This is a genomic window from Kosakonia oryzendophytica (genome assembly GCF_027886705.1).
Classification (GTDB): domain Bacteria; phylum Pseudomonadota; class Gammaproteobacteria; order Enterobacterales; family Enterobacteriaceae; genus Kosakonia; species Kosakonia oryzendophytica.
On record NZ_CP115659.1, the window covers coordinates 741819 to 765123 of the forward strand.

The 23305-nt window shown below is 53.4% G+C and carries 21 protein-coding genes; 13 read left to right on the forward strand and 8 right to left on the reverse strand.

Annotated elements, in window-relative coordinates; translation table 11 throughout:
• Positions 1–75 precede the first annotated feature (75 nt).
• The 4 genes from parC to O9K67_RS03625 all read left to right on the forward strand — a co-directional run bounded on the left by parC (position 76) and on the right by O9K67_RS03625 (position 7077).
• Positions 76–2334: a DNA topoisomerase IV subunit A gene (gene parC, locus O9K67_RS03610; RefSeq protein WP_061493136.1), complete on the forward strand. Its 2259-nt coding sequence runs from the start codon at positions 76–78 to the stop codon at positions 2332–2334.
• A gap of 225 nt (positions 2335–2559) precedes the next feature.
• On the forward strand, positions 2560–3297 hold the full coding sequence (plsC, locus tag O9K67_RS03615; RefSeq protein ID WP_061493137.1) for a 1-acylglycerol-3-phosphate O-acyltransferase: 738 nt from the start codon (positions 2560–2562) through the stop codon (positions 3295–3297).
• 69 nt (positions 3298–3366) lie between these two features.
• Complete coding sequence (ftsP, locus tag O9K67_RS03620) at positions 3367–4779, forward strand: cell division protein FtsP (protein WP_061493138.1); 1413 nt, start codon at positions 3367–3369, stop codon at positions 4777–4779.
• Positions 4780–4908: 129 nt separating this feature from the next.
• Positions 4909–7077, forward strand: a complete 2169-nt coding sequence (locus O9K67_RS03625; protein ID WP_061493139.1) for a YgiQ family radical SAM protein — start codon at positions 4909–4911, stop codon at positions 7075–7077.
• A gap of 55 nt (positions 7078–7132) precedes the next feature.
• Here the strand turns inward: O9K67_RS03625 and dkgA are convergent, their stop codons facing one another.
• Positions 7133–7960: a 2,5-didehydrogluconate reductase DkgA gene (dkgA, locus tag O9K67_RS03630; protein ID WP_061493140.1), complete on the reverse strand. Its 828-nt coding sequence runs from the start codon at positions 7958–7960 to the stop codon at positions 7133–7135.
• A gap of 101 nt (positions 7961–8061) precedes the next feature.
• The gene (gene yqhD, locus O9K67_RS03635) at positions 8062–9225 is read right to left on the reverse strand and encodes an alcohol dehydrogenase (protein WP_061493141.1); all 1164 of its coding nucleotides are present in this window, start codon (positions 9223–9225) and stop codon (positions 8062–8064) included.
• A 192-nt stretch (positions 9226–9417) separates the two neighbouring features.
• Between yqhD and O9K67_RS03640 the strand changes: the two genes are divergently transcribed.
• Complete coding sequence (locus tag O9K67_RS03640; protein WP_061493142.1) at positions 9418–10317, forward strand: AraC family transcriptional regulator; 900 nt, start codon at positions 9418–9420, stop codon at positions 10315–10317.
• A gap of 36 nt (positions 10318–10353) precedes the next feature.
• On the opposite strand, the gene yghB is transcribed toward O9K67_RS03640, so the two are convergent.
• Positions 10354–11013 carry a DedA family general envelope maintenance protein YghB gene (yghB, locus tag O9K67_RS03645; RefSeq protein ID WP_061493143.1) on the reverse strand — a complete coding sequence of 220 codons (660 nt, stop codon included), beginning with the start codon at positions 11011–11013 and terminating at the stop codon, positions 10354–10356.
• 117 nt (positions 11014–11130) lie between these two features.
• The gene (gene metC, locus O9K67_RS03650) at positions 11131–12318 is read right to left on the reverse strand and encodes a cystathionine beta-lyase (protein WP_061493144.1); all 1188 of its coding nucleotides are present in this window, start codon (positions 12316–12318) and stop codon (positions 11131–11133) included.
• A 251-nt stretch (positions 12319–12569) separates the two neighbouring features.
• On the opposite strand from metC, the gene exbB reads away from it, so the two are divergent.
• Together exbB and exbD are read left to right on the forward strand one after the other, a co-directional pair.
• On the forward strand, positions 12570–13301 hold the full coding sequence (gene exbB, locus O9K67_RS03655) for a tol-pal system-associated acyl-CoA thioesterase (protein ID WP_061493145.1): 732 nt from the start codon (positions 12570–12572) through the stop codon (positions 13299–13301).
• A gap of 6 nt (positions 13302–13307) precedes the next feature.
• Entirely contained in the window at positions 13308–13733 is a 426-nt protein-coding gene (gene exbD / locus O9K67_RS03660) for a TonB system transport protein ExbD (protein WP_061493146.1), read from the forward strand.
• 55 nt (positions 13734–13788) lie between these two features.
• Here the strand turns inward: exbD and O9K67_RS03665 are convergent, their stop codons facing one another.
• The 3 genes from O9K67_RS03665 to O9K67_RS03675 all read right to left on the reverse strand — a co-directional run bounded on the left by O9K67_RS03665 (position 13789) and on the right by O9K67_RS03675 (position 15637).
• Positions 13789–14685 carry an SDR family oxidoreductase gene (locus tag O9K67_RS03665; RefSeq protein ID WP_061493147.1) on the reverse strand — a complete coding sequence of 299 codons (897 nt, stop codon included), beginning with the start codon at positions 14683–14685 and terminating at the stop codon, positions 13789–13791.
• A gap of 114 nt (positions 14686–14799) precedes the next feature.
• Positions 14800–15267, reverse strand: a complete 468-nt coding sequence (locus O9K67_RS03670; protein ID WP_061493148.1) for a hypothetical protein — start codon at positions 15265–15267, stop codon at positions 14800–14802.
• A complete protein-coding gene (locus tag O9K67_RS03675) occupies positions 15233–15637 on the reverse strand; it encodes a hypothetical protein (RefSeq protein WP_061493149.1) in 405 nt (134 codons plus the stop codon). The genes O9K67_RS03670 and O9K67_RS03675 overlap by 35 nt, the downstream gene beginning before the upstream one ends.
• 103 nt (positions 15638–15740) lie before the next feature.
• On the opposite strand from O9K67_RS03675, the gene O9K67_RS03680 reads away from it, so the two are divergent.
• Positions 15741–16244: an ESA_00282 family adhesion-associated protein gene (locus tag O9K67_RS03680; protein ID WP_061493150.1), complete on the forward strand. Its 504-nt coding sequence runs from the start codon at positions 15741–15743 to the stop codon at positions 16242–16244.
• Positions 16245–16403: 159 nt separating this feature from the next.
• Positions 16404–16898 carry a TIGR00645 family protein gene (locus tag O9K67_RS03685; RefSeq protein WP_061493151.1) on the forward strand — a complete coding sequence of 165 codons (495 nt, stop codon included), beginning with the start codon at positions 16404–16406 and terminating at the stop codon, positions 16896–16898.
• A 33-nt stretch (positions 16899–16931) separates the two neighbouring features.
• Here O9K67_RS03685 and O9K67_RS03690 read toward each other — a convergent pair whose 3' ends face one another.
• A complete protein-coding gene (locus O9K67_RS03690) occupies positions 16932–17972 on the reverse strand; it encodes an aldo/keto reductase (RefSeq protein WP_061493152.1) in 1041 nt (346 codons plus the stop codon).
• A 157-nt stretch (positions 17973–18129) separates the two neighbouring features.
• Between O9K67_RS03690 and yghX the strand changes: the two genes are divergently transcribed.
• The 4 genes from yghX to hybO all read left to right on the forward strand — a co-directional run bounded on the left by yghX (position 18130) and on the right by hybO (position 23304).
• On the forward strand, positions 18130–19023 hold the full coding sequence (gene yghX, locus O9K67_RS03695; protein ID WP_061493153.1) for a YghX family hydrolase: 894 nt from the start codon (positions 18130–18132) through the stop codon (positions 19021–19023).
• Between the two features lie 917 nt (positions 19024–19940).
• Complete coding sequence (locus O9K67_RS03700; RefSeq protein ID WP_061493154.1) at positions 19941–21590, forward strand: methyl-accepting chemotaxis protein; 1650 nt, start codon at positions 19941–19943, stop codon at positions 21588–21590.
• 66 nt (positions 21591–21656) lie between these two features.
• A complete protein-coding gene (locus O9K67_RS03705) occupies positions 21657–21944 on the forward strand; it encodes a DUF2623 family protein (RefSeq protein ID WP_061493155.1) in 288 nt (95 codons plus the stop codon).
• Positions 21945–22185: 241 nt separating this feature from the next.
• Positions 22186–23304: a hydrogenase 2 small subunit gene (gene hybO, locus O9K67_RS03710; protein ID WP_061493156.1), complete on the forward strand. Its 1119-nt coding sequence runs from the start codon at positions 22186–22188 to the stop codon at positions 23302–23304.
• Position 23305 lies beyond the last annotated feature (1 nt).

The window sequence follows — 23305 nt, forward strand, 5'->3', positions numbered from 1 at the left end:
CGCCGCAGATAGGGTAGTATCTGCGGCAATATTGCCGCCGTACAGGCGGGCACATACGTTGAGGAATCACGATTAATGAGCGATATGGCAGAGCGCCTTGCGCTGCATGAATTTACGGAAAACGCCTACCTGAACTACTCCATGTACGTCATCATGGATCGTGCGTTGCCGTTTATCGGTGATGGCCTGAAACCTGTTCAACGCCGCATCGTTTACGCTATGTCTGAACTGGGGCTGAACGCCAGCGCCAAATTTAAGAAATCCGCCCGTACCGTGGGCGACGTCCTGGGTAAATACCACCCGCACGGCGACAGCGCCTGCTATGAAGCCATGGTGTTGATGGCGCAGCCGTTCTCCTACCGCTATCCGCTGGTTGATGGGCAGGGTAACTGGGGGGCGCCGGATGATCCGAAGTCCTTCGCCGCCATGCGTTATACCGAATCCCGTCTGTCGAAATATGCCGATTTGCTGCTGAGCGAACTGGGCCAGGGCACCGTTGATTGGGTACCGAACTTCGACGGTACGATGCAGGAGCCGAAAATGCTGCCTGCGCGCCTGCCGAATATCCTGCTGAACGGCACGACCGGGATTGCAGTAGGGATGGCGACGGATATTCCACCGCATAACCTGCGCGAAGTCGCTAATGCGGCTATTGCCCTGATTGAGCAGCCGAAAACCACGATCGACCAGTTGCTGGATATTGTGCAGGGGCCGGACTACCCGACTGAAGCAGAGATCATTACCTCCCGTGCCGAGATCCGCAAAATTTACCAGAATGGTCGCGGTTCAGTGCGTATGCGCGCGGTCTGGAAAAAAGAGGATGGCGCGGTGGTGATCACCGCGCTGCCGCACCAGGTTTCCGGCGCACGCGTGCTGGAGCAAATCGCCGCTCAGATGCGCAATAAAAAATTGCCGATGGTCGACGATCTGCGTGACGAATCGGATCATGAAAACCCGACGCGTCTGGTGATCGTCCCGCGTTCTAATCGCGTGGACATGGAGCAGGTGATGAACCACCTGTTCGCCACCACCGATCTGGAAAAGAGCTACCGCATTAACCTGAATATGATCGGTCTGGATGGCCGCCCGGCAGTGAAAAACCTGCTGGAGATCCTCACCGAATGGCTGGCGTTCCGCCGCGACACCGTGCGCCGCCGCCTGAATCACCGTCTGGAAAAAGTCCTCAAACGCCTGCATATCCTTGAAGGTTTGCTGGTGGCATTCCTCAACATCGACGAAGTGATCGAAATCATTCGTACCGAGGACGAACCGAAGCCAGTGCTGATGTCACGCTTTGGCATCAGCGAGACGCAGGCGGAAGCGATCCTTGAGTTAAAACTGCGCCATCTTGCCAAACTGGAAGAGATGAAGATCCGTGGTGAGCAGGATGATCTGGCGAAAGAGCGCGATCAACTGCAAGCGATCCTCGCTTCTGAGCGCAAGATGAACACTCTGCTGAAGAAAGAGCTACAGGCGGATGCCGATGCGTTCGGTGACGATCGCCGTTCTCCGTTGCATGAGCGCGAAGAAGCGAAAGCGATGAACGAGCACGATATGCAGCCGTCTGAGCCGGTGACCATTGTGTTGTCGCAAATGGGCTGGGTGCGTAGCGCCAAAGGCCACGACATTGACGCGCAGGGACTGAGTTACAAAGCCGGTGATAGCTGGAAAGCGTCGGCGAAAGGCAAGAGCAACCAGCCGGTGGTGTTCATCGACTCCACCGGACGCAGTTACGCAATCGACCCGATTACGCTGCCGTCCGCACGTGGTCAGGGCGAACCGCTAACCGGTAAGCTGACGCTGCCGCCGGGAGCGACCGTTGAGCATATGGTGATGAGCAACGACGAGCAGAAACTGCTGATGGCGTCGGACGCGGGTTACGGTTTTGTGTGTACCTTTAACGACCTGGTGGCGCGTAACCGTGCCGGTAAAACGCTGATCAGCCTGCCGGATAACGCGCGGGTGATGCCGCCGCTGGAAATCGTTAACGATGACGATATGCTGCTGGCCATCACCACCGCCGGTCGTATGCTGATGTTCCCGGTCAGCGATTTGCCGCAGTTGTCGAAAGGGAAAGGCAACAAGATCATCGGCATCCCGTCTGCGGATGCAGCAAACGGTAGCGACGGGCTTGCGCACCTCTACCTGTTGCCGCCGCAGAGCACGTTAACCATCCATGTCGGCAAACGCAAAATCAAGCTGCGTCCTGAAGAGCTGCAAAAAGTGCAGGGCGAACGCGGGCGCCGCGGTACGCTGATGCGCGGTTTGCAGCGTATCGATCGCGTTGAGATTGATGCGCCTTCCCGTCCGGCGACGGGCGACAGCGAAGAGTAAGGCGCAAAAGCGTGTCTCCATCGCCCCTGAGGGCGACACGTTTCTACATTAAAATTTCCCGTAAAAGCGTTGTTAATTCGGCAATTGCGATTAACAATACGCTTTTTTAAAGGCCGCATAACACAAAGCCCAGGCCAGTTGATGGCTCATTGTGGCGCCGCCAGCCTCAGCGTAGTGCTGCTGGCGTGTATATAATGCTCAAAGGTATGGGCTTCAGAGGTCGCTATGCTATTCATTTTTCGCGTAATCATCGTTGTTATTTATTCCATTCTGGTGTGCGTATTCGGGTCCCTTTACTGCCTGTTTAGTCCACGTAATCCAAAACATGTTGCGACCTTTGGTCATATGTTTGGTCGCCTTGCGCCAGTTTTCGGGTTGAAAGTCGAAAAACGTCTGCCGCCGGATGCTGCGAAGTTTGGCAATGCTATCTATATTGCGAACCATCAGAACAACTTCGACATGGTGACCGCATCCAACATTGTGCTACCGCCAACGGTGACCGTGGGTAAAAAGAGCCTGTTGTGGATCCCGTTTTTTGGTCAGCTTTACTGGCTGACCGGCAATCTGCTGATTGATCGTAATAACCGTGCGAAAGCCCATGGCACCATTGCCGAAGTGGTTAAGCAGATCCAGAAACGCAATATTTCCATCTGGATGTTTCCGGAAGGCACCCGTAGCCGCGGTCGCGGTTTGCTGCCGTTTAAAACCGGGGCGTTTCATGCCGCGATTGCCGCCGGTGTGCCGATCATTCCGGTCTGCGTGTCGACGACGTCTAACAAAATTAAACTCAATCGCCTGCGCAACGGGTTGGTTATCGTTGAGATGTTGCCGCCCATTGATATCACCCGCTTTGGTAAAGATCAGGTGCGTGAGCTGGCAACTCATTGCCGCGAATTGATGGCAACGAAAATCGAGGAACTCGATAAAGAAGTTGCAGAACGCGAAGCCGCCGGTCGGGTTTAACCTTTTGTTGTTAATAAGTCCGCAGACAGTGATGCTTGCGGCAAAGAGTCAGTGTTACACGGAGCAAATATGTCACTCAGTCGGCGTCAGTTTATTCAGGCATCCGGGGTTGCGCTATGTGCAGGTGCGGTGCCGCTGAGGGCAAATGCCGCCGGGCAACAACCGCAGCTGCCCGTTCCTCCTCTGTTTGAATCCCGTCGCGGGCAACCGCTGTTTCTTACCCTGCAACGTACGCACTGGTCATTCACGACCGGTACACGTGCCCAGGTTTTCGGCATCAATGGGCGTTATCTGGGGCCAACGATCCGGGTATGGAACGGTGATGACGTCAAACTGATTTATAGCAACCGACTGGCGGAAAACGTGGCAATGACCGTCAGTGGTTTGCAGGTGCCAGGGCCGCTGATTGGTGGCGCAGCGCGCATGATGACCGCCAATAACGACTGGGCACCGGTGCTGCCTATTCGTCAGAATGCCGGGACGCTGTGGTATCACGCCAATACGCCGAACCGCACCGCGCAGCAGGTCTATAACGGTCTTGCGGGAATGTGGCTGGTGGAGGATGAGATCAGTAAGTCGTTACCGATACCGAACCATTACGGCGTGGATGATTTCCCGGTCATTATTCAGGATAAGCGGCTGGATAATTTCGGTACGCCGCAATACAGCGAACCCGGTAGCGGTGGTTTTGTTGGCGATACGTTGCTGGTGAACGGCGCGCAAAGCCCGTATGTGGATGTTTCCCGTGGCTGGGTGCGACTGCGTCTGTTAAATGCCTCGAACTCCCGGCGCTACCAGTTACAAATGAGTGATGGTCGCGCACTGCATGTGATTGCCGGCGATCAGGGCTTTTTACCTGCACCGGTATCAGTAAAGCAGTTGTCGCTGGCGCCGGGGGAGCGCCGCGAGGTGCTGGTGGATATGACCAACGGTGATGAAGTGTCGATCACCTGTGGCGAAGCGGCAACCCTGATGGATCGCGTACGCGGTTTCTTCGAGCCCTCCAGCATCCTGATTTCGACGCTGGTGTTGACGTTGCGTCCAACCGGGCTGTTACCGCTGGTGACGGACAGACTACCCATGCGTCTGCTGCCGTCAGAGATTATGGCCGGTACACCAACCCGCAGCCGGGATATCACGCTGGGCAGCGATCCGGGCATTAACGGGCAGTTATGGGATCCGCAGCGGATCGATATCACTACGCAGCAAGGCACCTGGGAGCGCTGGACCGTCCGCGCCGAGATGCCGCAATCCTTCCATATTGAAGGCGTAATGTTTTTGGTGCGCAACGTTAACGGTGCGATGCCATTCCCGGAGGACCGGGGCTGGAAAGATACTGTCTGGATCGACGGACAGGTGGAACTGCTGGTGTGGTTCGGCCAGCCTTCCTGGCCGCACTTCCCGTTCCAGTATCAAAGCCAGACGCTGGAGATGACCGACCGTGGTTCGGTAGGGCAGCTGCTGGTGAACCCGGCGCCGTAACATGTGTAAGCCTGCCAGGTTTTTACCTGTCAGGCTGCTGTCCTGTACAAAATCCTCCTTCATTTCCGGTCAAATTACGGCGTATAATCGCCGCCCTTTGATTATTTTTTTATCATTTTTGGAAGCAAGATGAGCGCAATATCCCTGATCCAACCGGATCGTGACCTTTTCTCATGGCCCCAGTACTGGGCGGCCTGCTTCGGCCCTGCGCCGTTTTTGCCGATGTCGCGCGAAGAGATGGATCAACTCGGCTGGGATAGTTGCGACATTATTCTGGTGACGGGCGATGCATATGTCGATCACCCCAGTTTCGGGATGGCGATTTGCGGCCGTATGCTGGAAGCACAAGGGTTTCGTGTTGGCATCATTGCCCAACCGGACTGGAACAGCAAAGACGACTTTATGCGTTTGGGCAAACCGAACCTGTTCTTCGGCGTCACCGCTGGAAACATGGATTCGATGATCAACCGCTACACCGCCGATCGTAAGCTGCGTCATGACGACGCCTACACCCCGGATAACGTCGCCGGTAAGCGTCCGGATCGCGCCACGTTGGTTTATACCCAACGCTGTAAAGAAGCGTGGAAAGAGGTGCCGGTGATCCTCGGCGGTATTGAAGCCAGCCTGCGCCGTACTGCACATTATGATTACTGGTCTGATACCGTGCGTCGCTCGGTGCTGATTGACGCCAAAGCCGATATGCTGATGTTTGGCAACGGTGAACGCCCACTGGTGGAAGTGGCTCATCGTCTGGCCGCGGGCGAACCGATCTCGCAGATCCGCGATGTGCGTAACACCGCGATCATCGTCAAAGAAGCGCTGCCGGGCTGGAGCGGGGTGGACTCCACCCGCCTCGATACGCCGGGTAAGATCGACCCGATCCCGCATCCGTATGGCGAAGATTTACCCTGTGCGGACAACAAACCCGTAGCGCAGGAAGCAAAACGTGTGACGGTGCAGCCGCCGCGCCCGAAACCGTGGGAAAAAACCTATGTGCTGCTGCCTTCTTTTGAGAAGGTAAAAGGTGATAAGGTGCTCTACGCCCATGCGTCGCGTATTTTGCACCACGAAACCAACCCCGGCTGCGCCCGCGCGCTGATGCAAAAACACGGCGATCGTTACATCTGGATCAACCCGCCAGCTATCCCGCTGTCGACCGAAGAGATGGACAGCGTGTTTGCTTTGCCCTATAAGCGCGTGCCGCACCCCGCCTATGGCAAAAGCCGTATCCCGGCGTATGAGATGATCCGCTTCTCCATCAATATTATGCGCGGCTGTTTTGGTGGCTGTTCCTTCTGCTCCATCACCGAGCATGAAGGCCGTATCATTCAAAGCCGCTCCGAAGATTCGATCATCAATGAGATCGAAGCGATTCGTGATAGCGTACCGGGCTTTACCGGGGTGATTTCCGATCTCGGCGGGCCGACCGCCAACATGTATATGCTGCGCTGCAAATCGCCGCGTGCGGAACAGACCTGTCGCCGACTCTCTTGTGTTTACCCGGAGATCTGCCCGCATATGGATACCAATCACCAACCGACGATCGATCTCTATCGTCGTGCCCGTGATTTGAAAGGTATTAAAAAGATCCTGATTGCCTCTGGTGTGCGTTACGATCTGGCCGTTGAAGATCCGCGCTATGTGAAAGAGCTGGCGACGCACCACGTGGGCGGGTATCTGAAGATTGCGCCGGAACACACTGAAGAAGGTCCGCTGTCGAAGATGATGAAGCCGGGAATGGGCAGCTATGACCGCTTTAAGCAGTTGTTCGACACCTATTCCAAACAGGCGGGCAAAGAACAGTATCTGATCCCCTATTTTATCTCTGCGCACCCCGGTACGCGTGATGAAGACATGGTGAACCTGGCGCTGTGGCTGAAGCGTCACCGCTTCCGTCTTGACCAGGTACAGAACTTCTATCCCTCACCGCTGGCGAACTCGACAACCATGTATTACACCGGCAAAAACCCGCTGTCGAAAATCGACTATAAGAGCGAAGAGGTGGTGGTCCCCAAAGGGGACAAACAGCGCCGTCTGCATAAAGCGCTGCTGCGTTACCACGATCCGGCCAACTGGCCGCTGCTGCGCCAGGCGCTGGAAGCGATGGGTAAAAAGCATTTGATTGGCTCGCGCCGCGAATGCCTGGTGCCGGCACCGACGCTGGAAGAGATGCGTGAAGCGCGCCGTCAGAACCGCCAGTCGCAGCCAGCGTTGACCAAACATACGCCGATTGTGCACCAGCGTAGCAACGGTAAAAGCGCTGCATCCACGAAGAAAAAAGCCACGCGGGTGCGTTAAGTCACCCTAAAAATGCCCGGTTTACACCGGGCATTTTTTTGTGCTCAACAGGCATTTAACCGCCGAACTGATCCGGGTCTGGCCCCAGCCGTTTACCGGCATCCAGTTTGGCAATTTCCGCCAGCTCGTCTTTATCCAGGCGGAAATCCCAGACATTAAAGTTTTCGGCAATGCGCGACGGCGTGACCGATTTCGGGATCACCACCAGACCGCTATCAAGATGCCAGCGGATCACTATCTGTGCAGGTGTTTTGCTGTATTTATCCGCCAGCGAACGGATGATTTTCTGATCGAAGACCCCTTCACCGCCCTGTGCCAGCGGGCTCCAGGACTCGGTCTGGATCTTGTGTGTGGCATTCCAGGCGTGCAACTGGCGCTGCTGCATCAACGGGTGTAGCTCGATTTGGTTAATCACCGGCGCGACGCTGGTTTCATCGATCAGGCGTTGCAGGTGTGGGATCTGAAAGTTGCATACGCCGATGCTCTTCACCAGCCCCTGCTGCTGTAATGCGATCATCCCTTGCCACGCCTCGACATAATGATCGATGGCCGGTACTGGCCAGTGCATCAGATAGAGATCCACATAATCAAGCTGCAGTTTTTTCAGACTTTCTTTTAATGCTTGCGCCGGACGCTGCTGATCGTCATTCCACAACTTGGTGGTAATAAATAACTCATCGCGCGGTACGCCCGAGCTGGCAATCGCTTTGCCCACGCCTTCTTCATTTTTATAGGCTGCGGCGGTATCAATGGATCGATACCCCACGTCCAGTGCCTTATGAATCGCGGTAACCACTTCCTCGTTGCTCGCTTTCCACACGCCAAGACCCAGTTGCGGCATCAGTGTGCCGTCAGAAAGCTTAATCACGGTGGGATGTGTCATGCATTTCTCCTTTCAATAGGCTTACCGGGACAGGCCCGGTAAGGTGGTGTGCATTAAGTGTGGTCGAAAAAACCAAAAACGAAAGCCGTTGCCAGACGACCTTAGCGCGCCGCTTCGTAGATGCGACGGCTGACTTCCAGTGTAATATCCTGGTGTTCGCCGAGTTGCGTCATACCGTGTTCTTCGAGTTTGCTCAACAGCGCCGGAATTGAGCTACCGTCGAGGCCGTAACCGGACAACCGCGTCGGCACGCCCATACGTTCGAAGAAGTTACGCGTTGCTTCAATGGCCGCATCAATACGCTCGTTTTCAGAGCCTTCAGTGATGTTCCACACGCGCTCAGCGTATTGCAGCAATTTGGCGTGCTTGGTATCGCGTTTTTCATTCCACAGCGCAGGCAGAACAACGGCCAGGGTTTGCGCATGGTCAAGACCATGCATCGCAGTCAGTTCATGACCGAGCATATGTGTTGCCCAGTCCTGCGGTACGCCTGCGCCAATCAGACCATTCAGCGCTTGCGTTGCCGCCCACATCACGTTGGCGCGTACGTCGTAGTTTTCCGGTTCCTGCAACGCTTTTGGGCCTTCTTCGATCAGCGTCAGCAAAATGCCTTCCGCGAAACGATCCTGGATTTTGCCGTCCACCGGATAGGTGACGTACTGCTCAACGGTATGGACAAAGGCATCCACCACACCATTCGCCACCTGACGCGGCGGCAGGGTGTAGGTGTAAACCGGATCGAGGATGGCAAATACGGGCTGCACGAAAGCAGAGTGGAACGCCTGTTTGTCGCCGGTTGCTTTACGAGATACCACCGCGCCTGCGTTGGATTCAGAACCGGTGGCTGGCAGCGTCAACACAGAACCCATCGGAATGGCGCTTTTGATGTCATTCCCCCGCGTTTGCAGGATGTGCCACGGATCGATGCCGTCTGCGTACTGCGCTGCTGCGGCGATAAATTTGGTGCCATCGAGTACAGAACCACCGCCCACCGCCAGCAAGAATGTGATCTTTTCGTCTTGCACGATTTTTACGGCTTTCATCAGGGTTTCGTACGTCGGGTTTGGCTCAATGCCGCTGAATTCGCGGACATCCAGACCTTGCAGCGCGCTGTAGACCTGATCCAGCACGCCATTTTTCTTCACGCTGCCGCCGCCATAGGTAATCAACACGCGGGCCTCCGCCGGGATCTGCTCACGCAGGTTAGCAATTGCGCCTTTACCAAACAGGATGCGGGTAGGGGTATGCAGATTAAAGTTATTCATTGCTCGTTCCCTTCTCATTAGGTGAAAAATGTCCGGCAGCTGTCTGCCTGATGGGATTATTGTGGGCGTGGGCAGCGTCTCTCTCAATGCACATTCCTGCGAATGTCTTGCCTGTTTCTCTTTTAGGCTGGAGAAAAAGCATAAAACTGAGCACACTGTCTGTGTCAAAAAGCCTTGCCGGAGTAGCGGAAAATGAAGCGCGAAGAGATTTGTTTGCACCTGACAGAAAAGATTAAGGCTCTGAAAATAAATGAAAACACACTCAGTGAACTGCTGCCGGATATCCGTTTGCTGTACGGGACTCAGCCGGGAACCCGAACGCCGGTGATGTACCTTCCGGGGATCGTTTTTCTCTTTTCCGGTCATAAAATCGGTTATATCAATGAGCGCGTTTTTCGCTATGACACTAACGAGTATTTATTACTGACGGTGCCGTTACCGTTTGAGTGTGAAACCTTTGCCACGCCGGAGGTGCCATTGGCGGGTCTTCGCGTAAATGTCGATATCCTGCAATTACAGGAACTGTTGATGGATATCGGCGAAGATGAACTCTTTCGCCCTGATATCGCCGCGAGCGGGATTAACTCGGCGGTCCTGTCGGAAGAGATCCTGTGCGCCGCCGAACGCTTGCTGGACGTGATGGAGCGCCCGCTGGATGCGCGTATTCTCGGTAAACAGATTATCCGCGAGATCCTTTACCACGTGCTGACCGGGCCGCGCGGCGGTGCGTTGCTGGCACTGGTGAGTCGCCAGACGCATTTTAGCCTGATTAGCCGGGTGCTGAAGCGCATTGAGAGCCAGTACACGGAGAATCTGAGCGTCGATCAGCTTGCCGCTGAAGCCAATATGAGCGTGTCGGCGTTTCACCACAACTTTAAGTCAGTGACCAGCACGTCGCCTTTGCAGTACCTGAAGAGCTACCGTCTGCACAAAGCACGTATGCTGATGGTGCATGATGGTATGAAAGCCAGCGCTGCGGCGATACGGGTTGGCTATGAAAGTCCGTCGCAGTTCAGCCGCGAGTTTAAACGCTATTTTGGTCTGACGCCGGGAGAGGATGTGGCGAGAATTCGTACCATGCAGGGGATGTAAAAACGGCCCCTCTTCGCCGGGAAGAGGGGCAGCGGGTCAGGCGTTGCAGTATTTTTTCTTCAGCACCACCGCAACAGTGCCGACAAGCCCGGCAACCAGCAGGAAGACCGGGAGGATCATCAGAAACGTCATCACCTGATCTTCATGACGTTTCACAAACGGGATCATGCTGATGGCGTAGCCAAAAGAGGTGACGACGCCAACCCATAGCAGGGCGCTCAGCCAGTTAAACAGCTGGAAGCGGCGGTTCGACAAACCGGATATGCCGGCCATGGTCGGCAGCAGGGTGCGAATAAACGCCAGAAAACGCCCGGCAAGCAGCGCCAGCAGACCGTGGCGGTCAAACATACAGGTCGCCCGTTCATGGTATTTCACCGGTAGCTGCGCAAGCCAGCTTTTCACCACCCGCGTATTGCCCAGCCACTTGCCTTGCAGGTAGCTGAGCCAGCAGCCGAGACTGGCGGCGGAGGTGAGGATAAACAGGGTGGATACAAAGTCCATGCAGCCGCGCGCAATCAGCGCACCGGCCAGTAACAGCAGGCTGTCCCCCGGTAAAAACGAAGCAGGAAGCAGGCCGTTTTCCAGAAACAGCGTGGCGAACATCACAAAATAAACAACGCCAACAACATGCGGGTTAGCCAGCGCAGCAAAGTCGTGTTGCCAAAGCGCAGCGATAATATCTTGAATAACAGCCATGGACGTTCCTGTGGTACCGCGTAGAGGAGGCTATTGTACTCCAACTCGCCAAAAACACCTTGATCCGGGGCGCAAGAAACAGAGAATTTTCTGAAGCTTTACCCCGGTTAGCCTGGTTTACACGATACGCTGGAATCCTGCAGCTAAATCTTCAATCAGATCGTCAACATTCTCTAAACCAATATGCACCCGAATTAAGGTACCGGTGAAGTCCACTTCATCATCCGGGCGGATCGCCGCTATCTGTTCCGGCTGGTTGGCCAGAATTAACGACTCATAACCGCCCCAGGAGTAGGCCATGCTGAACAGTGAAAACGGATCGAGGTATTGCGACAGTTCTTCATGGGTTAAGCGTTTAGTTAATACAAAGGAGAACAGGCCGCTGCTGCCGGTAAAGTCACGTTTCCAGTACTCATGCCCTTTGCTTCCAGGCAGCGCCGGATGATTCACCCGCGCCACTTGCGGGTGCGTCGCCAGCCATTCGGCAATTTTTAAACTGCTTTCATGGTGCTGACGCAGGCGCACGCCCAATGTACGCAAACCGCGGCTGGTCATATACGCGGTATCCGCATCCAGCATTTGCCCCATCAGATAGGCGTTTTCACGCAGTTGCTCCCAACAGCGGGCGTTGGAAACGGCGGTGCCCACCATCGCGTCTGAGTGACCAATCAGGTATTTGGTGCCTGCCTGAATCGAGATATCAATATCAAACTCCAGCGCTTTGAACAGGATGCCAGCCGCCCAGGTGTTATCAATCATAATGATGGCGTTCGGGGCCACGCTTCTCACCGCCTGAACAATCGCCGGAACGTCATGCACCTCCATGGTGATGGAGCCGGGAGATTCCAGGAACACCACTTTCGTATTGGGTTGGATGAGATGCACAATGCTGGCGCCAATCATCGGGTCAAACCAGCTGGTGGTGACGCCCAGTTTGGCGAGAATTTTGGTGCTGAAATCCTGGGTCGGTTCATAGGCGGTGTTGGTCATCAGCACATGATCGCCTTGCTCAACGAACGCCAGAATGGTGTTAGCCACCGCCGCGGCGCCGCAGGGGAAAAGCGCGCATCCGGCGCCGCCTTCCAGTTCACACATCGCTTCCTGTAATGAGAAGTGTGTTAGCGTACCGCGGCGACCATAAAACAGTTCGCCGTTTGCCCGGTTGCGGGTAGCGTGTTTTTTGGCTTCCACCGTTTCGAAGACCAGGGAAGAGGCGCGTTGGATCACGCTGTTCACCGAGCCTAGTGTATATTTTTTGCTGCGCCCTGCGTTTACCAGAGCGGTATCAAGATGCTTCGCCGTCATTTTCGCTCAACCTGTTTTTATACGTCTGGATGTCCAGACTACCATGATTGTGGGTTGATGCATCCCTGTTTGCGGTGCGGGTGTTAATTTTTTCTACGACCTGTTCAGTCGCGCGGGTTTACTGCGTGAGCGCAAAGAAAATGGCTTTCAATTCAGGCACTATGTAAATAGTAATGAGAACTACTATCAATTCGACATCATTTTGATATGATGGCGCTCAGTTTTTGTGATTTGCGTCGCGGAGAAACACAGTGGGTAATAATTTGATGCAGACGGATCTATCCGTGTGGGGTATGTATCAGCACGCCGACATTGTCGTTAAAGTGGTAATGATCGGCCTGATTCTGGCGTCCGTGGTGACATGGGCTCTGTTTTTCAGCAAAAGCGTTGAGATGATGGCGCAAAAGCGCCGCATCAAGCGCGAGCAGACCCTGCTGGCTGATGCCCGCTCACTGGACCAGGCCAGCGAAATCGCCTCCTCCTTCCATGCGAAAAGCCTCAGCACCCTGTTAATCAACGAAGCCCAGAACGAGCTGGAGTTATCCGCAGGCAGCGAAGATAACGAAGGCATTAAAGAGCGCACCGGGTTCCGCCTGGAGCGTCGCGTGGCGGCGACCGGGCGTTATATGGGGCGCGGTAATGGCTATCTCGCCACTATCGGCGCGATCTCTCCGTTTATCGGTCTGTTCGGTACCGTGTGGGGCATCATGAACAGCTTTATCGGCATCGCGCAGACGCAAACCACGAACCTCGCTGTTGTGGCGCCGGGTATTGCCGAAGCGCTGCTGGCTACGGCGATCGGGTTGGTTGCTGCCATTCCGGCGGTGGTGATTTACAACCTTTTTGCGCGCATGATTGGCAGTTACAAAGCCACCCTCGGCGATGTTGCCGCGCAGGTTCTGTTACTGCAAAGCCGCGATCTTGACCTGGCTGCCAGCAATGCGCAGCCGGTGCGTGCGGCTCAGAAATTACGTGTAGGTTGATACGCCATGGCAATGCGTTTGAATGAAAACCTGGACGATAACGGCGAAATGCACGAAATCAACGTAACGCCGTTTATCGACGTTATGTTGGTGCTGCTGATTATCTTTATGGTGGCCGCACCGCTTGCCACGGTGGATGTGAAAGTGAATCTGCCGGCATCCTCCAGCCAGCCACAACCGCGCCCGGAAAAGCCAGTCTACCTCTCTGTAAAAGCGGATAACACGATGTTTATCGGTAACGATCAGGTGACGGATGACACGATGATCAACGCACTGAATACGATGACGGAAGGTAAAAAAGACACCACCATCTTTTTCCGTGCGGACAAAACCGTAGACTACGAAACAATGATGAAGGTGATGGATACGTTGCATCAGGCGGGGTATCTGAAAATCGGTCTGGTCGGTGAAGAGGTCGCGAAAGCGAAGTAATCTGCCCTTGCCAAACGTAAAAAAGCTGGCTCTCGCCAGCTTTTTTTTCACCTGCTTATCCGAGATGTTCGCCGCCTGTGACGCCATGCACTTCGGCCGTGACGTAGCTCGACTCCTGGCTTGCCAGATAAACGTAGACGGGGGCCAGCTCAGCCGGTTGTCCGGCGCGTTTCAATGGCGTTTGCTGGCCGAACTGCGGCAGTTTCTCCTGCGGCTGACCGCCAGAAATCTGCAATGCTGTCCAGATTGGCCCTGGCGCCACGATATTGACGCGGATCCCTTTTTCCGCCACCTGTTTTGCCAGCCCGCGACTGTAATTGAGAATAGCCGCTTTGGTGGAGGCATAGTCCAGCAGGTGTGTACTTGGCTGGTACGCCTGGATTGATGAGGTGGTGATGATGCTACCGCCGCGTGGCAGCAGTGGGATGGCTTCCTGAGTTATCCAGAACAGCGCAAAAACGTTCACCGTGTAGGTCTGAATAAATTGCTCGGTGGTCAGATTAGCAATCTCTTCAATTGCGGTTTGTCTGCCAGCGACCAGCGCCAGGATATCCAGACCGCCAAGCTGCTCTTTGGCTTTGTGTGGCAACGCACGGGCAAATGACTCATCGCTCAGATCGCCGGGGATCAGCACCGCTTTGCGTCCGGCCGCTTCGATCTGCGCTTTGACCTGCTGCGCATCTTCTTCTTCCGCAGGCAGGTAGTTGATCGCCACATCCGCCCCTTCACGCGCGTAGGCGATGGCGGCAGCACGACCGATACCGGAATCCCCGCCGGTGACCAGCGCTTTCCGATCTTTCAACCGTCCGCTGCCCACGTAGCTGTTTTCACCACAGTCAGGTACAGGATCCATTTTTGCCTGCACCCCGGGATAGGGTTGTTTCTGCTGCGGGTAATCGCCAGCGTAGTATTGCGTGGTGGGATCCTGAATTTTTGTCTGGTTAGTTGCCATTAAGTACCCTCCATATCGGTGGTTGAGTACTTAAGGGTAGTTGTCTGCGCTGTTATTGCAGCAAGATTCAGGATTTTCTGGATAGTAATGATATGCGCAACCGGCGACGGCCAGTTAGTTTGCGTCTGGCTTGTTCGCGGCGGTTTCTTCATCCAGCGCGACGGTAGTGACGTTTGATGTGCGGTATTCACCGTCAATCAATTTACGGTTCAGGCGCAGCGTTGCCGCTTCCCGTCCCAGAATATGCTGATAGTTGGTTTCCAGACGACCCATGATCTTTTCCATGAGCTCAGGCTTCTGTTCAATAATGGCGTTGATCACCGCGCCATAAATTTCTTCTTTAACCTGTAATGGATAGATTTCCCGACGATTCTGCCATTTAAGACGCACCAGCGCGGCGGGAATGGATACCAGTTCACGTGCAATGCGCTCAATTGTGCTGTTTTTATCGAGCATTAATGCTTCTATATTTTGCTTTAAGATAAACTCATCACTTTTTTTATCATCTAAAGCTAAATACACATTATTGTTATCGATTTCTTTCACGTTACTCTTCCCCAATTTTATAAAACATTGGTCCATCTTTTTCACGGGTAATCAGGTTAAGCCAAATCTTATCGCCAGATTCATTAATTTCCTGTGTTTTATCCGCAATTATTTTGCTTAATGTCTGGGCATCAATCTCGCCTTCCGCTTGTAAGTCATTAAGCAGACGGGCGAATGTCTCGATTTTTACTACACGGAACAGACGATCTTTTATATGCCGATCGCGTTCCTCAAGTAACATATTTCTTGATTGCCCATTGTGGCTCACGTTCGCTAATATTTGGTCAGCGTGTTCGGAGAGCGTTCTTTTTCCCTGAGTTAAATTAGGCTCTTTTCCTTCTTCTCCTGGCCTGGTTTCAGCGGCAGAAATGTGAAATCGTGCCGGGACAAGATTCTCGGGAAGCATTTCTAATATCCTTTAATATCAACAGGGAAGGGGCAAGACAGACGTGAGGTTCGTTGACAATATCATGGCGCACTTTTAAAATCAAAAAAAATGGAGCCTGCTCATGAACAGTATTTTTTATTCTGTTATTACATTATTGCTGCTCACTGGCGGCGTACTTTTATTAATGCGCGAGTACAATAAAGCCCCGCGCAGCGAAATTGAGAACCTTCCTCCCAGACCTCAACCGTTGTCAAAAGAGGAAGGTGAGGATCATTTTTCTGTGTTAATGAATGCCATTACTCCGGTGTGGTACTGGCGGGTTAACCATGAATATATTGATTTTCTTCATGCGACCATAAAACGCATGAACATGGCAGAATTAAATAATACCCCTGGTTTATTTGAGGCGCAGCGTCGGTGTAGCGATCTCAATTCTGCTGTGTATAAGTATTATGACAATATAAAGAAGCGCTGCCTCAATGGTGAGAAGGTGCCGCATGCCGATCTGGATGTGCTCAATCTGCGTCAGTGTTTCCACGAGTTCAGTACTGAAGCCTACCCGGCACTGGTTGTTTTGGTGTGGCCGGAGAACCAGCGTCCGTGGGTAAACCCCGAGGACGTATAGCAATATTGTTCATATCTTTTGCAGGCCGAAGGTCTGGCCTGCCATCAACCTCGCTACCTTGTACGTATCATTGTGTTCCGTTGATGTTGGCAGAGTGTTGCCAAATGTTTACCTGACTGGGATATACTGGCCGCTGGTTAAGCTATCTTACAGGACACTATGGAACGATTTCTGGAAAACGCAATGTACGCTTCGCGCTGGTTGCTCGCCCCGGTTTACTTTGGCCTCTCCCTTGCTCTGCTTGCACTGACGGTAAAATTCTTCCAGGAGATTTTTCACATCCTGCCCAACATATTCAGCCTGGCGGAAGCCGATCTCATTCTGACGCTGCTGTCGCTGGTGGATATGACGCTGGTCGGCGGCCTGCTGGTGATGGTGATGTTTTCCGGCTATGAAAACTTTGTCTCGCAGCTCGATATCGCAGAACACAAAGAGAAACTGAACTGGCTCGGCAAAATGGACTCCACGTCCCTGAAGAACAAAGTGGCCGCCTCTATCGTCGCCATCTCGTCCATTCATTTGCTGCGGGTGTTTATGGATGCGAAAAATGTGCCGGACAACAAACTGATGTGGTACGTAATAATCCACCTGACATTTGTGCTCTCAGCATTTGTGATGGGCTACCTGGACAGGTTGACCCGCGAAAAACATTGATCGCTGCAGGCCGGTTTCCCGGCCTGCGTACGATCATTTATCCGACGACGCCTGCCATAAATTGAGCTCTCCATCGGCGATGTGCTTGTCGATTTGCGCCAGTTCGTCTGCGCTGAATGTCAGATTATTCAACGCCTGAACATTTTCCGCGATCTGTTCCGGGCGGCTTGCGCCAATCAGCACGGAGGTGACGCGGGCATCTTTCAGCAACCAGCTCAGCGCCATTTGCGCCATCGACTGCCCGCGCTGCTGCGCCATCTCATTCAGCAGCCGCAGGCTGTTGAGATTACTTTCCGTCAGCATCTTCTGTGTCAGACCGCGCACTTTATTGCCTTCACGCTGCATGCGTGAGCCTTCCGGAATACCGCTCAAGTATTTCCCCGTCAACAAGCCCTGCGCCAGCGGCGTAAACGCGATGCAGCCCATGCCATTATCTTCCAGCGCATCCAGCAGTCCGGTTTTATCCACCCAGCGATTAAGCAGGTTATAGGAGGGCTGGTGGATTAACAGGGGGATTTTCCACTCGCGCAGCAGCGCCGCCATTTGCCGGGTGCGGTCGGTGGAATAGGAAGAGATACCGACGTAGAGCGCTTTACCGCTCTGCACTGCATGGGCCAGCGCGGCGGCGGTCTCTTCCATCGGCGTTTTTTCATCTACCCGGTGCGAATAGAAGATATCCACGTACTCCAACCCCATACGCTTCAGGCTCTGATCAAGGCTGGCGAGCAGATATTTGCGTGAGCCACCGGAACCGTACGGCCCTGGCCACATATCGTATCCCGCTTTGGTGGAAATAATCAGTTCGTCGCGGTAGCTGACGAAATCGTCCCGTAGCAGACGGCCGAAATTTTCTTCCGCGCTGCCTGCTGGTGGTCCGTAGTTATTGGCTAAATCAAAATGGGTGATCCCCAGATCAAACGCTTTGCGCAGCAAGGCGCGCTGTGACTCCAGGGCGTGACTGTGGCCAAAACTGTGCCACAAACCGAGTGAAAGGGCGGGTAACTGCAAACCGCTTTTGCCACAGTAGCGATAGTGCATCTGCGCATAGCGATCCGGGTTGACGAAACCAGGCATGATGTCTCCTTTATTGTACAGGCTAATTCGAAACAACGTTTCTATCTTATCGCCGGATTTCTGCACATCAAAGGTCAGTCTGATAGTTGAACATTTTTTGTGCAGAAAACGGACCGCTATGCTTTGCTTAGAAGGAAAAAACGAGCGGAGACATGTGATGACGCGTTTAACAGCGAAAGACTTTCCTCAGGAATTACTCGACTACTACGACTATTACGCGCACGGCAAAATCAACAAGCGCGAATTTTTACATCTGGCCGGTAAGTACACGGTAGGAGGGATGACGGCGCTGGCGCTGTTTAACCTGCTTAAGCCGAATTACGCGCTGGCGGAGCAGGTGGTGTTCACCGATCCGGATATTCACCCGGAATATATCACCTACCCGTCGCCAAACGGGCATGGTGAAGTGAGGGGATATCTTGTCAGGCCAACAAAAGCCACCGGGAAAATAGCGGCGGTGGTGGTGGTGCATGAAAACCGTGGTCTCAACCCTTACATTGAAGATGTGGCGCGTCGGGTGGCAAAAGCGGGGTACCTGGCGTTAGCGCCGGACGGTCTGAGTTCCGTAGGCGGCTATCCCGGCAATGATGATGAAGGGCGTGAGTTGCAACAAAAGGTCGATCCGACAAAGCTAATGAATGATTTCTTTGCCGCTGTCGAATTTATGCGCCAACACCCGGATGCCAGCGGAAAAGTGGGGATCACCGGTTTTTGCTATGGCGGCGGCGTTTCGAATGCAGCGGCAGTGGCTTATCCGGAGCTGAATTGCGCCGTGCCGTTCTATGGTCGTCAACCGCCAGCCGCGGATGTGGCGAAAATTAACGCGCCCCTGCTGCTGCATTACGCTGAACTGGATAAAAACATTAACGAAGGCTGGCCTGCCTATGAGCAGGCATTGAAAGCACACCACAAAGTCTATGAGGCGTACATTTATGCGGGGGTGAATCACGGTTTTCACAACGACTCTACGCCGCGCTATGACCGTGCTGCGGCGGAACTGGCCTGGCAGCGCACTCTCGGTTGGTTCGAAAAGTACCTGCGCCAGGGATGAATCTCCCGCAGGGAGACCGGTATTGTCGATCTTTATGCTGAACGAGGTGCATGAATCGATCAAATAACAGACGATTCACTATTTTAAAATCACCTCACAGAGGGGCAATAGCTGTTTTAATTTACGTTAGGTAACCAGATATTGTCTGGCAAAACGGCTGAGAGAAACGGTTGAAAAATAACCTCCTCATAAATAATGAGGCGCGATTCATAATATTTGTGAATGTATGAAAAAATAAGCAATACGGCGCATATACGCTCACGGTGAGAGAGCGGACATGGTGATCGTTGAGTTCGTAATCTCTCGACCATGTCGCATGACACCTGGGTTTTGTTGTTTCAGGTTGTTCCAGATTGCACATAAAGATGTCTGTTCCCAAGCTGGGCGTGAGTATGTTTTAATAATTCTTAACTTACCTTTAAAGTACACTTAACACCCTGTTTGGATATTTTACTGAAGCGTTTGTTTATATATTTTAATATTTCCTGAGGCGTTTTTTTGATTGTTTTAAGAAAAAGGCGCGCGGTCTCTTTTTATCAACATATCGATATAACGTAATCCTTATATGTGCACGCTGTTTTAGCCTTTTGCAAAAGGTTGTTAATAACTATCATTTTCTGGTGAAAAGTATTTTCAATTTTTTTCATAAAAATTATAAATAAAAAAATCATTATAAATTAGTCTGTTATGGTGTGTGTTTTTGCATTGCCCTCTTTTGGGTGGTGAAGGGAAATATGGCATAAAGTTAGCAGAATAACGTTCTGGGAGGATACTGGATCTACCAGTTGAGGTGATATGTGGCACTTCAGGATGCACAAAAAATTTTAAGCGAACCATACAACTTTTCTAAAACTTGCCGATAAGAAGTTAAGTTTCGCCCGCAGGCGAGAATCTACTTTCACCGCAAGGATAATATTATGGGTATGCTTCGTAACTTTACTATACGAGCCGTGATGCTGGTGATCCTGGGGATCTTCGGTCTGCTGTGGTCTGGCGTCGGGTTGTATAGCGTTTTTTCGTTGTCAAAAGTGGCCGATGGCAATGATGTTGATCGCCAGTTAGTGTCACAGATGACTCTGCTCAGTCAGGGTAACGATCAATATTTTCGGTTTGTTACTCGTCTCAGTCGCGTTATGGAAGCCAAAGCTGCGGGTGGCTCACCGGATATGGCGCCGGTCCAACAGGCGCTGGATAACATGGGGCGTCGACTGGCGGACTTTAAAGCGATATCTCCGGGTCCGATGGATCCAAAAGTCTCCGAACAAGTGATTGCCGGTTGGCAGGCATTGCTCGACCAGGGGATCACGCCGCAGATGCAACTGGCGCAGCAAGGCACGCCGGAGGCTTACCGTAAACAGGCCAACGAAGTGACCCCGGTGCTGAGCCGTACCTTTGGCGCGGCCACTGAAAGTTTTAATAAAACCGCCAGCGCGATGCTGGATCAGACCCGGATCCTGGTTGACGGGCAAACCAGCAGCACGCGTAATGCGCTAATTGCGGCGATGGTATTTGGTCTGCTGATCCTGCTGTTCACCGATCGTTATCTGGTCACCATGATGGTGAAACCGCTGGCACGTATTCGGTCGCACTTCGGTCTGATGGCGCAAGGCGATCTCAGCCAGCCGCTGGAAGATTTTGGCCGTAACTGTGTGGGGCAACTGGTACCGCTGCTGTTAGCGATGCAGGACAGCCTGCGTGAAGCGGTAAGCAGCATCCGCCACGGCAGTGAGAATATCTGGCGCGGTGCGACAGAAATTTCATCCGGTAATAACGATCTCTCTTCCCGTACTGAAGAGCAGGCTGCCGCGCTTGAAGAAACCGCCGCCAGTATGGAAGAACTGACCTCAACAGTGAAACTGAATGCAGAGAACGCCAGCCATGCAAGCGAGCTGGCGCAGGCGGCCTCGGTGACGGCAAGTAAAGGCGGTTCACTGGTAAAAGAAGTGATCACCACGATGGATGGGATCTCCGGCAGTTCGAAGAAAATTGCTGAAATCACCAACGTCATTAACAGCATTGCGTTCCAGACCAACATCCTGGCGTTGAACGCCGCCGTTGAAGCGGCGCGTGCAGGTGAACAAGGCCGCGGGTTCGCAGTGGTTGCCGGGGAAGTCCGCAACCTTGCCAGCCGCAGTGCGGGCGCAGCAAAAGAGATTGAAACGCTGATTGCCGACTCGGTTAGCCGCGTAGAAAAAGGTGCACAGCTGGTTAACGATACGGGCACCACAATGGAAGGTATTCTGCGCGCGGTCACTGAAGTCACCACCATTATGAAAGAAATAGCCTCCGCCTCTTCTGAACAGAGTAAAGGCATTTCTCAGGTGGGGGTGGCGATTACGCAAATGGATAACGTTACCCAGCAGAACGCCGCGCTGGTTGAGGAAGTTTCTGCTGCTGCTGCTGCGCTGGAACGCCAGACAGAAGAGTTGCAGCGTTCCGTTCAGCAGTTCCGTCTCTCCAGCGAAGAGCAGCATAAACCGGCTGCACCGAAGCTGGTCAAACCGGATTTATCACGCGGGGCAGCGAAAAAAGAAGCCGCTTCGTCTGATGAGTGGGTGGCGTTTTAATCAGCGCTATTGCCCCCATTAAAGATCGATATATAATTTTTTATATAGCGATTGAGGGGAGTAGCGATGGACAACCATTTTGGTAAGGGTTTGATGGCCGGGTTGAATGCGTCACAGGCGGATAGCGCCAGTAACGTGGCGCATTTCTGCCCGGATTATAAGCGTGGTTTTGTACTCGGGTTTTCGCATCGCATGTTTGAAAAAACCGGCGATCGTCAACTCAGCGCGTGGGAAGCAGGCATGCTTACGCGTCGTTACGGGCTGGATAAGGACATGGTGATGGACTTCTTTCGCGAGAGCCACTCCAGCACTGTGATCCGATTTTTTATGGCGGGTTACCGCCTCGAAACCTAAAAATAAGCTTTGCTCAATGTAGTTCTCTTTAGTGAAGGTCACTTTTGTCGAGGGTGGCTTTCATTTTTTTTTGTCGTTTTGTGCCCACAAGCCCCTATTTCTTTTGTGCCTACTGTGAACCGCATCAACTTTTTGCATAATACCCTTGTTTTTTATGTGATTAATTGTCGGGGCGATCGCAGCATTCTGTTCCCAAAGGGGAGGAGAATAATCCTAGTCCAGGCTAAGGGATAACAAGTAAATGGCAGGAGAGAATCAACATTTTGTATCACAGGGTGTGAGCCGTCGTGATTTTATGAAGCTGTGTGCTGCGTTAGCGGCCACCATGGGATTAAGCGGCAAGGCTGCTGCTGAGATGGCGGAAGCCGTCAGTCATCCTCAACGTCCACCGGTTATCTGGATTGGCGCACAGGAGTGCACCGGATGTACCGAATCGCTGCTTCGCTCTACCCACCCCACTGTTGAAAACCTGGTACTGGAAACCATTTCGTTGGAATACCACGAAGTGCTTTCTGCTGCCTTTGGTCATCAGGCTGAGGAGAACAAACACCGCGCGCTCGAGCAATATAAAGGGAAGTATGTGCTGGTGGTTGACGGCTCAATTCCGATGAAAGACGGCGGGATTTACTGCATGGTGGCTGGCGAGCCTATTGTGGAACATATCCGTAAAGCGGCAGAAAACGCGGCGGCGATCATCGCCATCGGCTCCTGCTCCGCCTGGGGCGGTGTGGCCGCGGCGGGCGTCAATCCTACCGGTGCGGTAAGCCTGCAATCGGTGTTGCCGGGTAAAACCGTGATCAACATTCCAGGCTGTCCGCCGAACCCGCAAAACTTCCTCGCGACGGTGGCGCACATCATTACCTTTGGCAAACCGCCTGCGCTGGATGCCAAAAACCGTCCTGCTTTTGCCTATGGTCGGCTGATCCACGAGCATTGCGAACGCCGTCCGCACTTTGATGCCGGACGCTTTGCGAAAGCGTTTGGCGATCAGGGCCATCGTGAAGGCTGGTGCCTCTATCACTTAGGCTGTAAAGGGCCGGAAACCTACGGTAACTGCTCCACGCTGCAATTTTGCGATGTGGGCGGCGTCTGGCCAGTGGCGATCGGTCACCCCTGTTATGGTTGTAATGAAGAAGGCATTGGCTTCCATAAAGGCATCCATCAACTGGCGCATGTCGAGAACCCTACGCCGCGGGCAGAGAAACCCGATGTCAACCTGAAAGAGGGGGGCGCGGTTTCGGCAACGGCCGTTGGTCTGCTGGGCGGCGTAGTGGGTCTGGTGGCGGGCGTAGGCGTTATGACGGTGCGCGAGCTGGGGCGTCAGCAAAAGAAAAACGACGCTGACTCACAGGGAGACTAAC

What these genes read in the sequence shown, in the direction of transcription:
- parC (WP_061493136.1), top strand. Translation starts at nt 76, where the DNA reads ATGAGCGATATGGCAGAGCGCCTTGCGCTGCATGAATTTACGGAAAAC.
- plsC (WP_061493137.1), top strand. Translation starts at nt 2,560, where the DNA reads ATGCTATTCATTTTTCGCGTAATCATCGTTGTTATTTATTCCATTCTG.
- ftsP (WP_061493138.1), top strand. Translation starts at nt 3,367, where the DNA reads ATGTCACTCAGTCGGCGTCAGTTTATTCAGGCATCCGGGGTTGCGCTA.
- O9K67_RS03625 (WP_061493139.1), top strand. Translation starts at nt 4,909, where the DNA reads ATGAGCGCAATATCCCTGATCCAACCGGATCGTGACCTTTTCTCATGG.
- dkgA (WP_061493140.1), bottom strand. Translation starts at nt 7,960, where the DNA reads ATGACACATCCCACCGTGATTAAGCTTTCTGACGGCACACTGATGCCG.
- yqhD (WP_061493141.1), bottom strand. Translation starts at nt 9,225, where the DNA reads ATGAATAACTTTAATCTGCATACCCCTACCCGCATCCTGTTTGGTAAA.
- O9K67_RS03640 (WP_061493142.1), top strand. Translation starts at nt 9,418, where the DNA reads ATGAAGCGCGAAGAGATTTGTTTGCACCTGACAGAAAAGATTAAGGCT.
- yghB (WP_061493143.1), bottom strand. Translation starts at nt 11,013, where the DNA reads ATGGCTGTTATTCAAGATATTATCGCTGCGCTTTGGCAACACGACTTT.
- metC (WP_061493144.1), bottom strand. Translation starts at nt 12,318, where the DNA reads ATGACGGCGAAGCATCTTGATACCGCTCTGGTAAACGCAGGGCGCAGC.
- exbD (WP_061493146.1), top strand. Translation starts at nt 13,308, where the DNA reads ATGGCAATGCGTTTGAATGAAAACCTGGACGATAACGGCGAAATGCAC.
- O9K67_RS03665 (WP_061493147.1), bottom strand. Translation starts at nt 14,685, where the DNA reads ATGGCAACTAACCAGACAAAAATTCAGGATCCCACCACGCAATACTAC.
- O9K67_RS03670 (WP_061493148.1), bottom strand. Translation starts at nt 15,267, where the DNA reads ATGGACCAATGTTTTATAAAATTGGGGAAGAGTAACGTGAAAGAAATC.
- O9K67_RS03675 (WP_061493149.1), bottom strand. Translation starts at nt 15,637, where the DNA reads ATGCTTCCCGAGAATCTTGTCCCGGCACGATTTCACATTTCTGCCGCT.
- O9K67_RS03680 (WP_061493150.1), top strand. Translation starts at nt 15,741, where the DNA reads ATGAACAGTATTTTTTATTCTGTTATTACATTATTGCTGCTCACTGGC.
- O9K67_RS03685 (WP_061493151.1), top strand. Translation starts at nt 16,404, where the DNA reads ATGGAACGATTTCTGGAAAACGCAATGTACGCTTCGCGCTGGTTGCTC.
- O9K67_RS03690 (WP_061493152.1), bottom strand. Translation starts at nt 17,972, where the DNA reads ATGCCTGGTTTCGTCAACCCGGATCGCTATGCGCAGATGCACTATCGC.
- yghX (WP_061493153.1), top strand. Translation starts at nt 18,130, where the DNA reads ATGACGCGTTTAACAGCGAAAGACTTTCCTCAGGAATTACTCGACTAC.
- O9K67_RS03700 (WP_061493154.1), top strand. Translation starts at nt 19,941, where the DNA reads ATGGGTATGCTTCGTAACTTTACTATACGAGCCGTGATGCTGGTGATC.
- O9K67_RS03705 (WP_061493155.1), top strand. Translation starts at nt 21,657, where the DNA reads ATGGACAACCATTTTGGTAAGGGTTTGATGGCCGGGTTGAATGCGTCA.
- hybO (WP_061493156.1), top strand. Translation starts at nt 22,186, where the DNA reads ATGGCAGGAGAGAATCAACATTTTGTATCACAGGGTGTGAGCCGTCGT.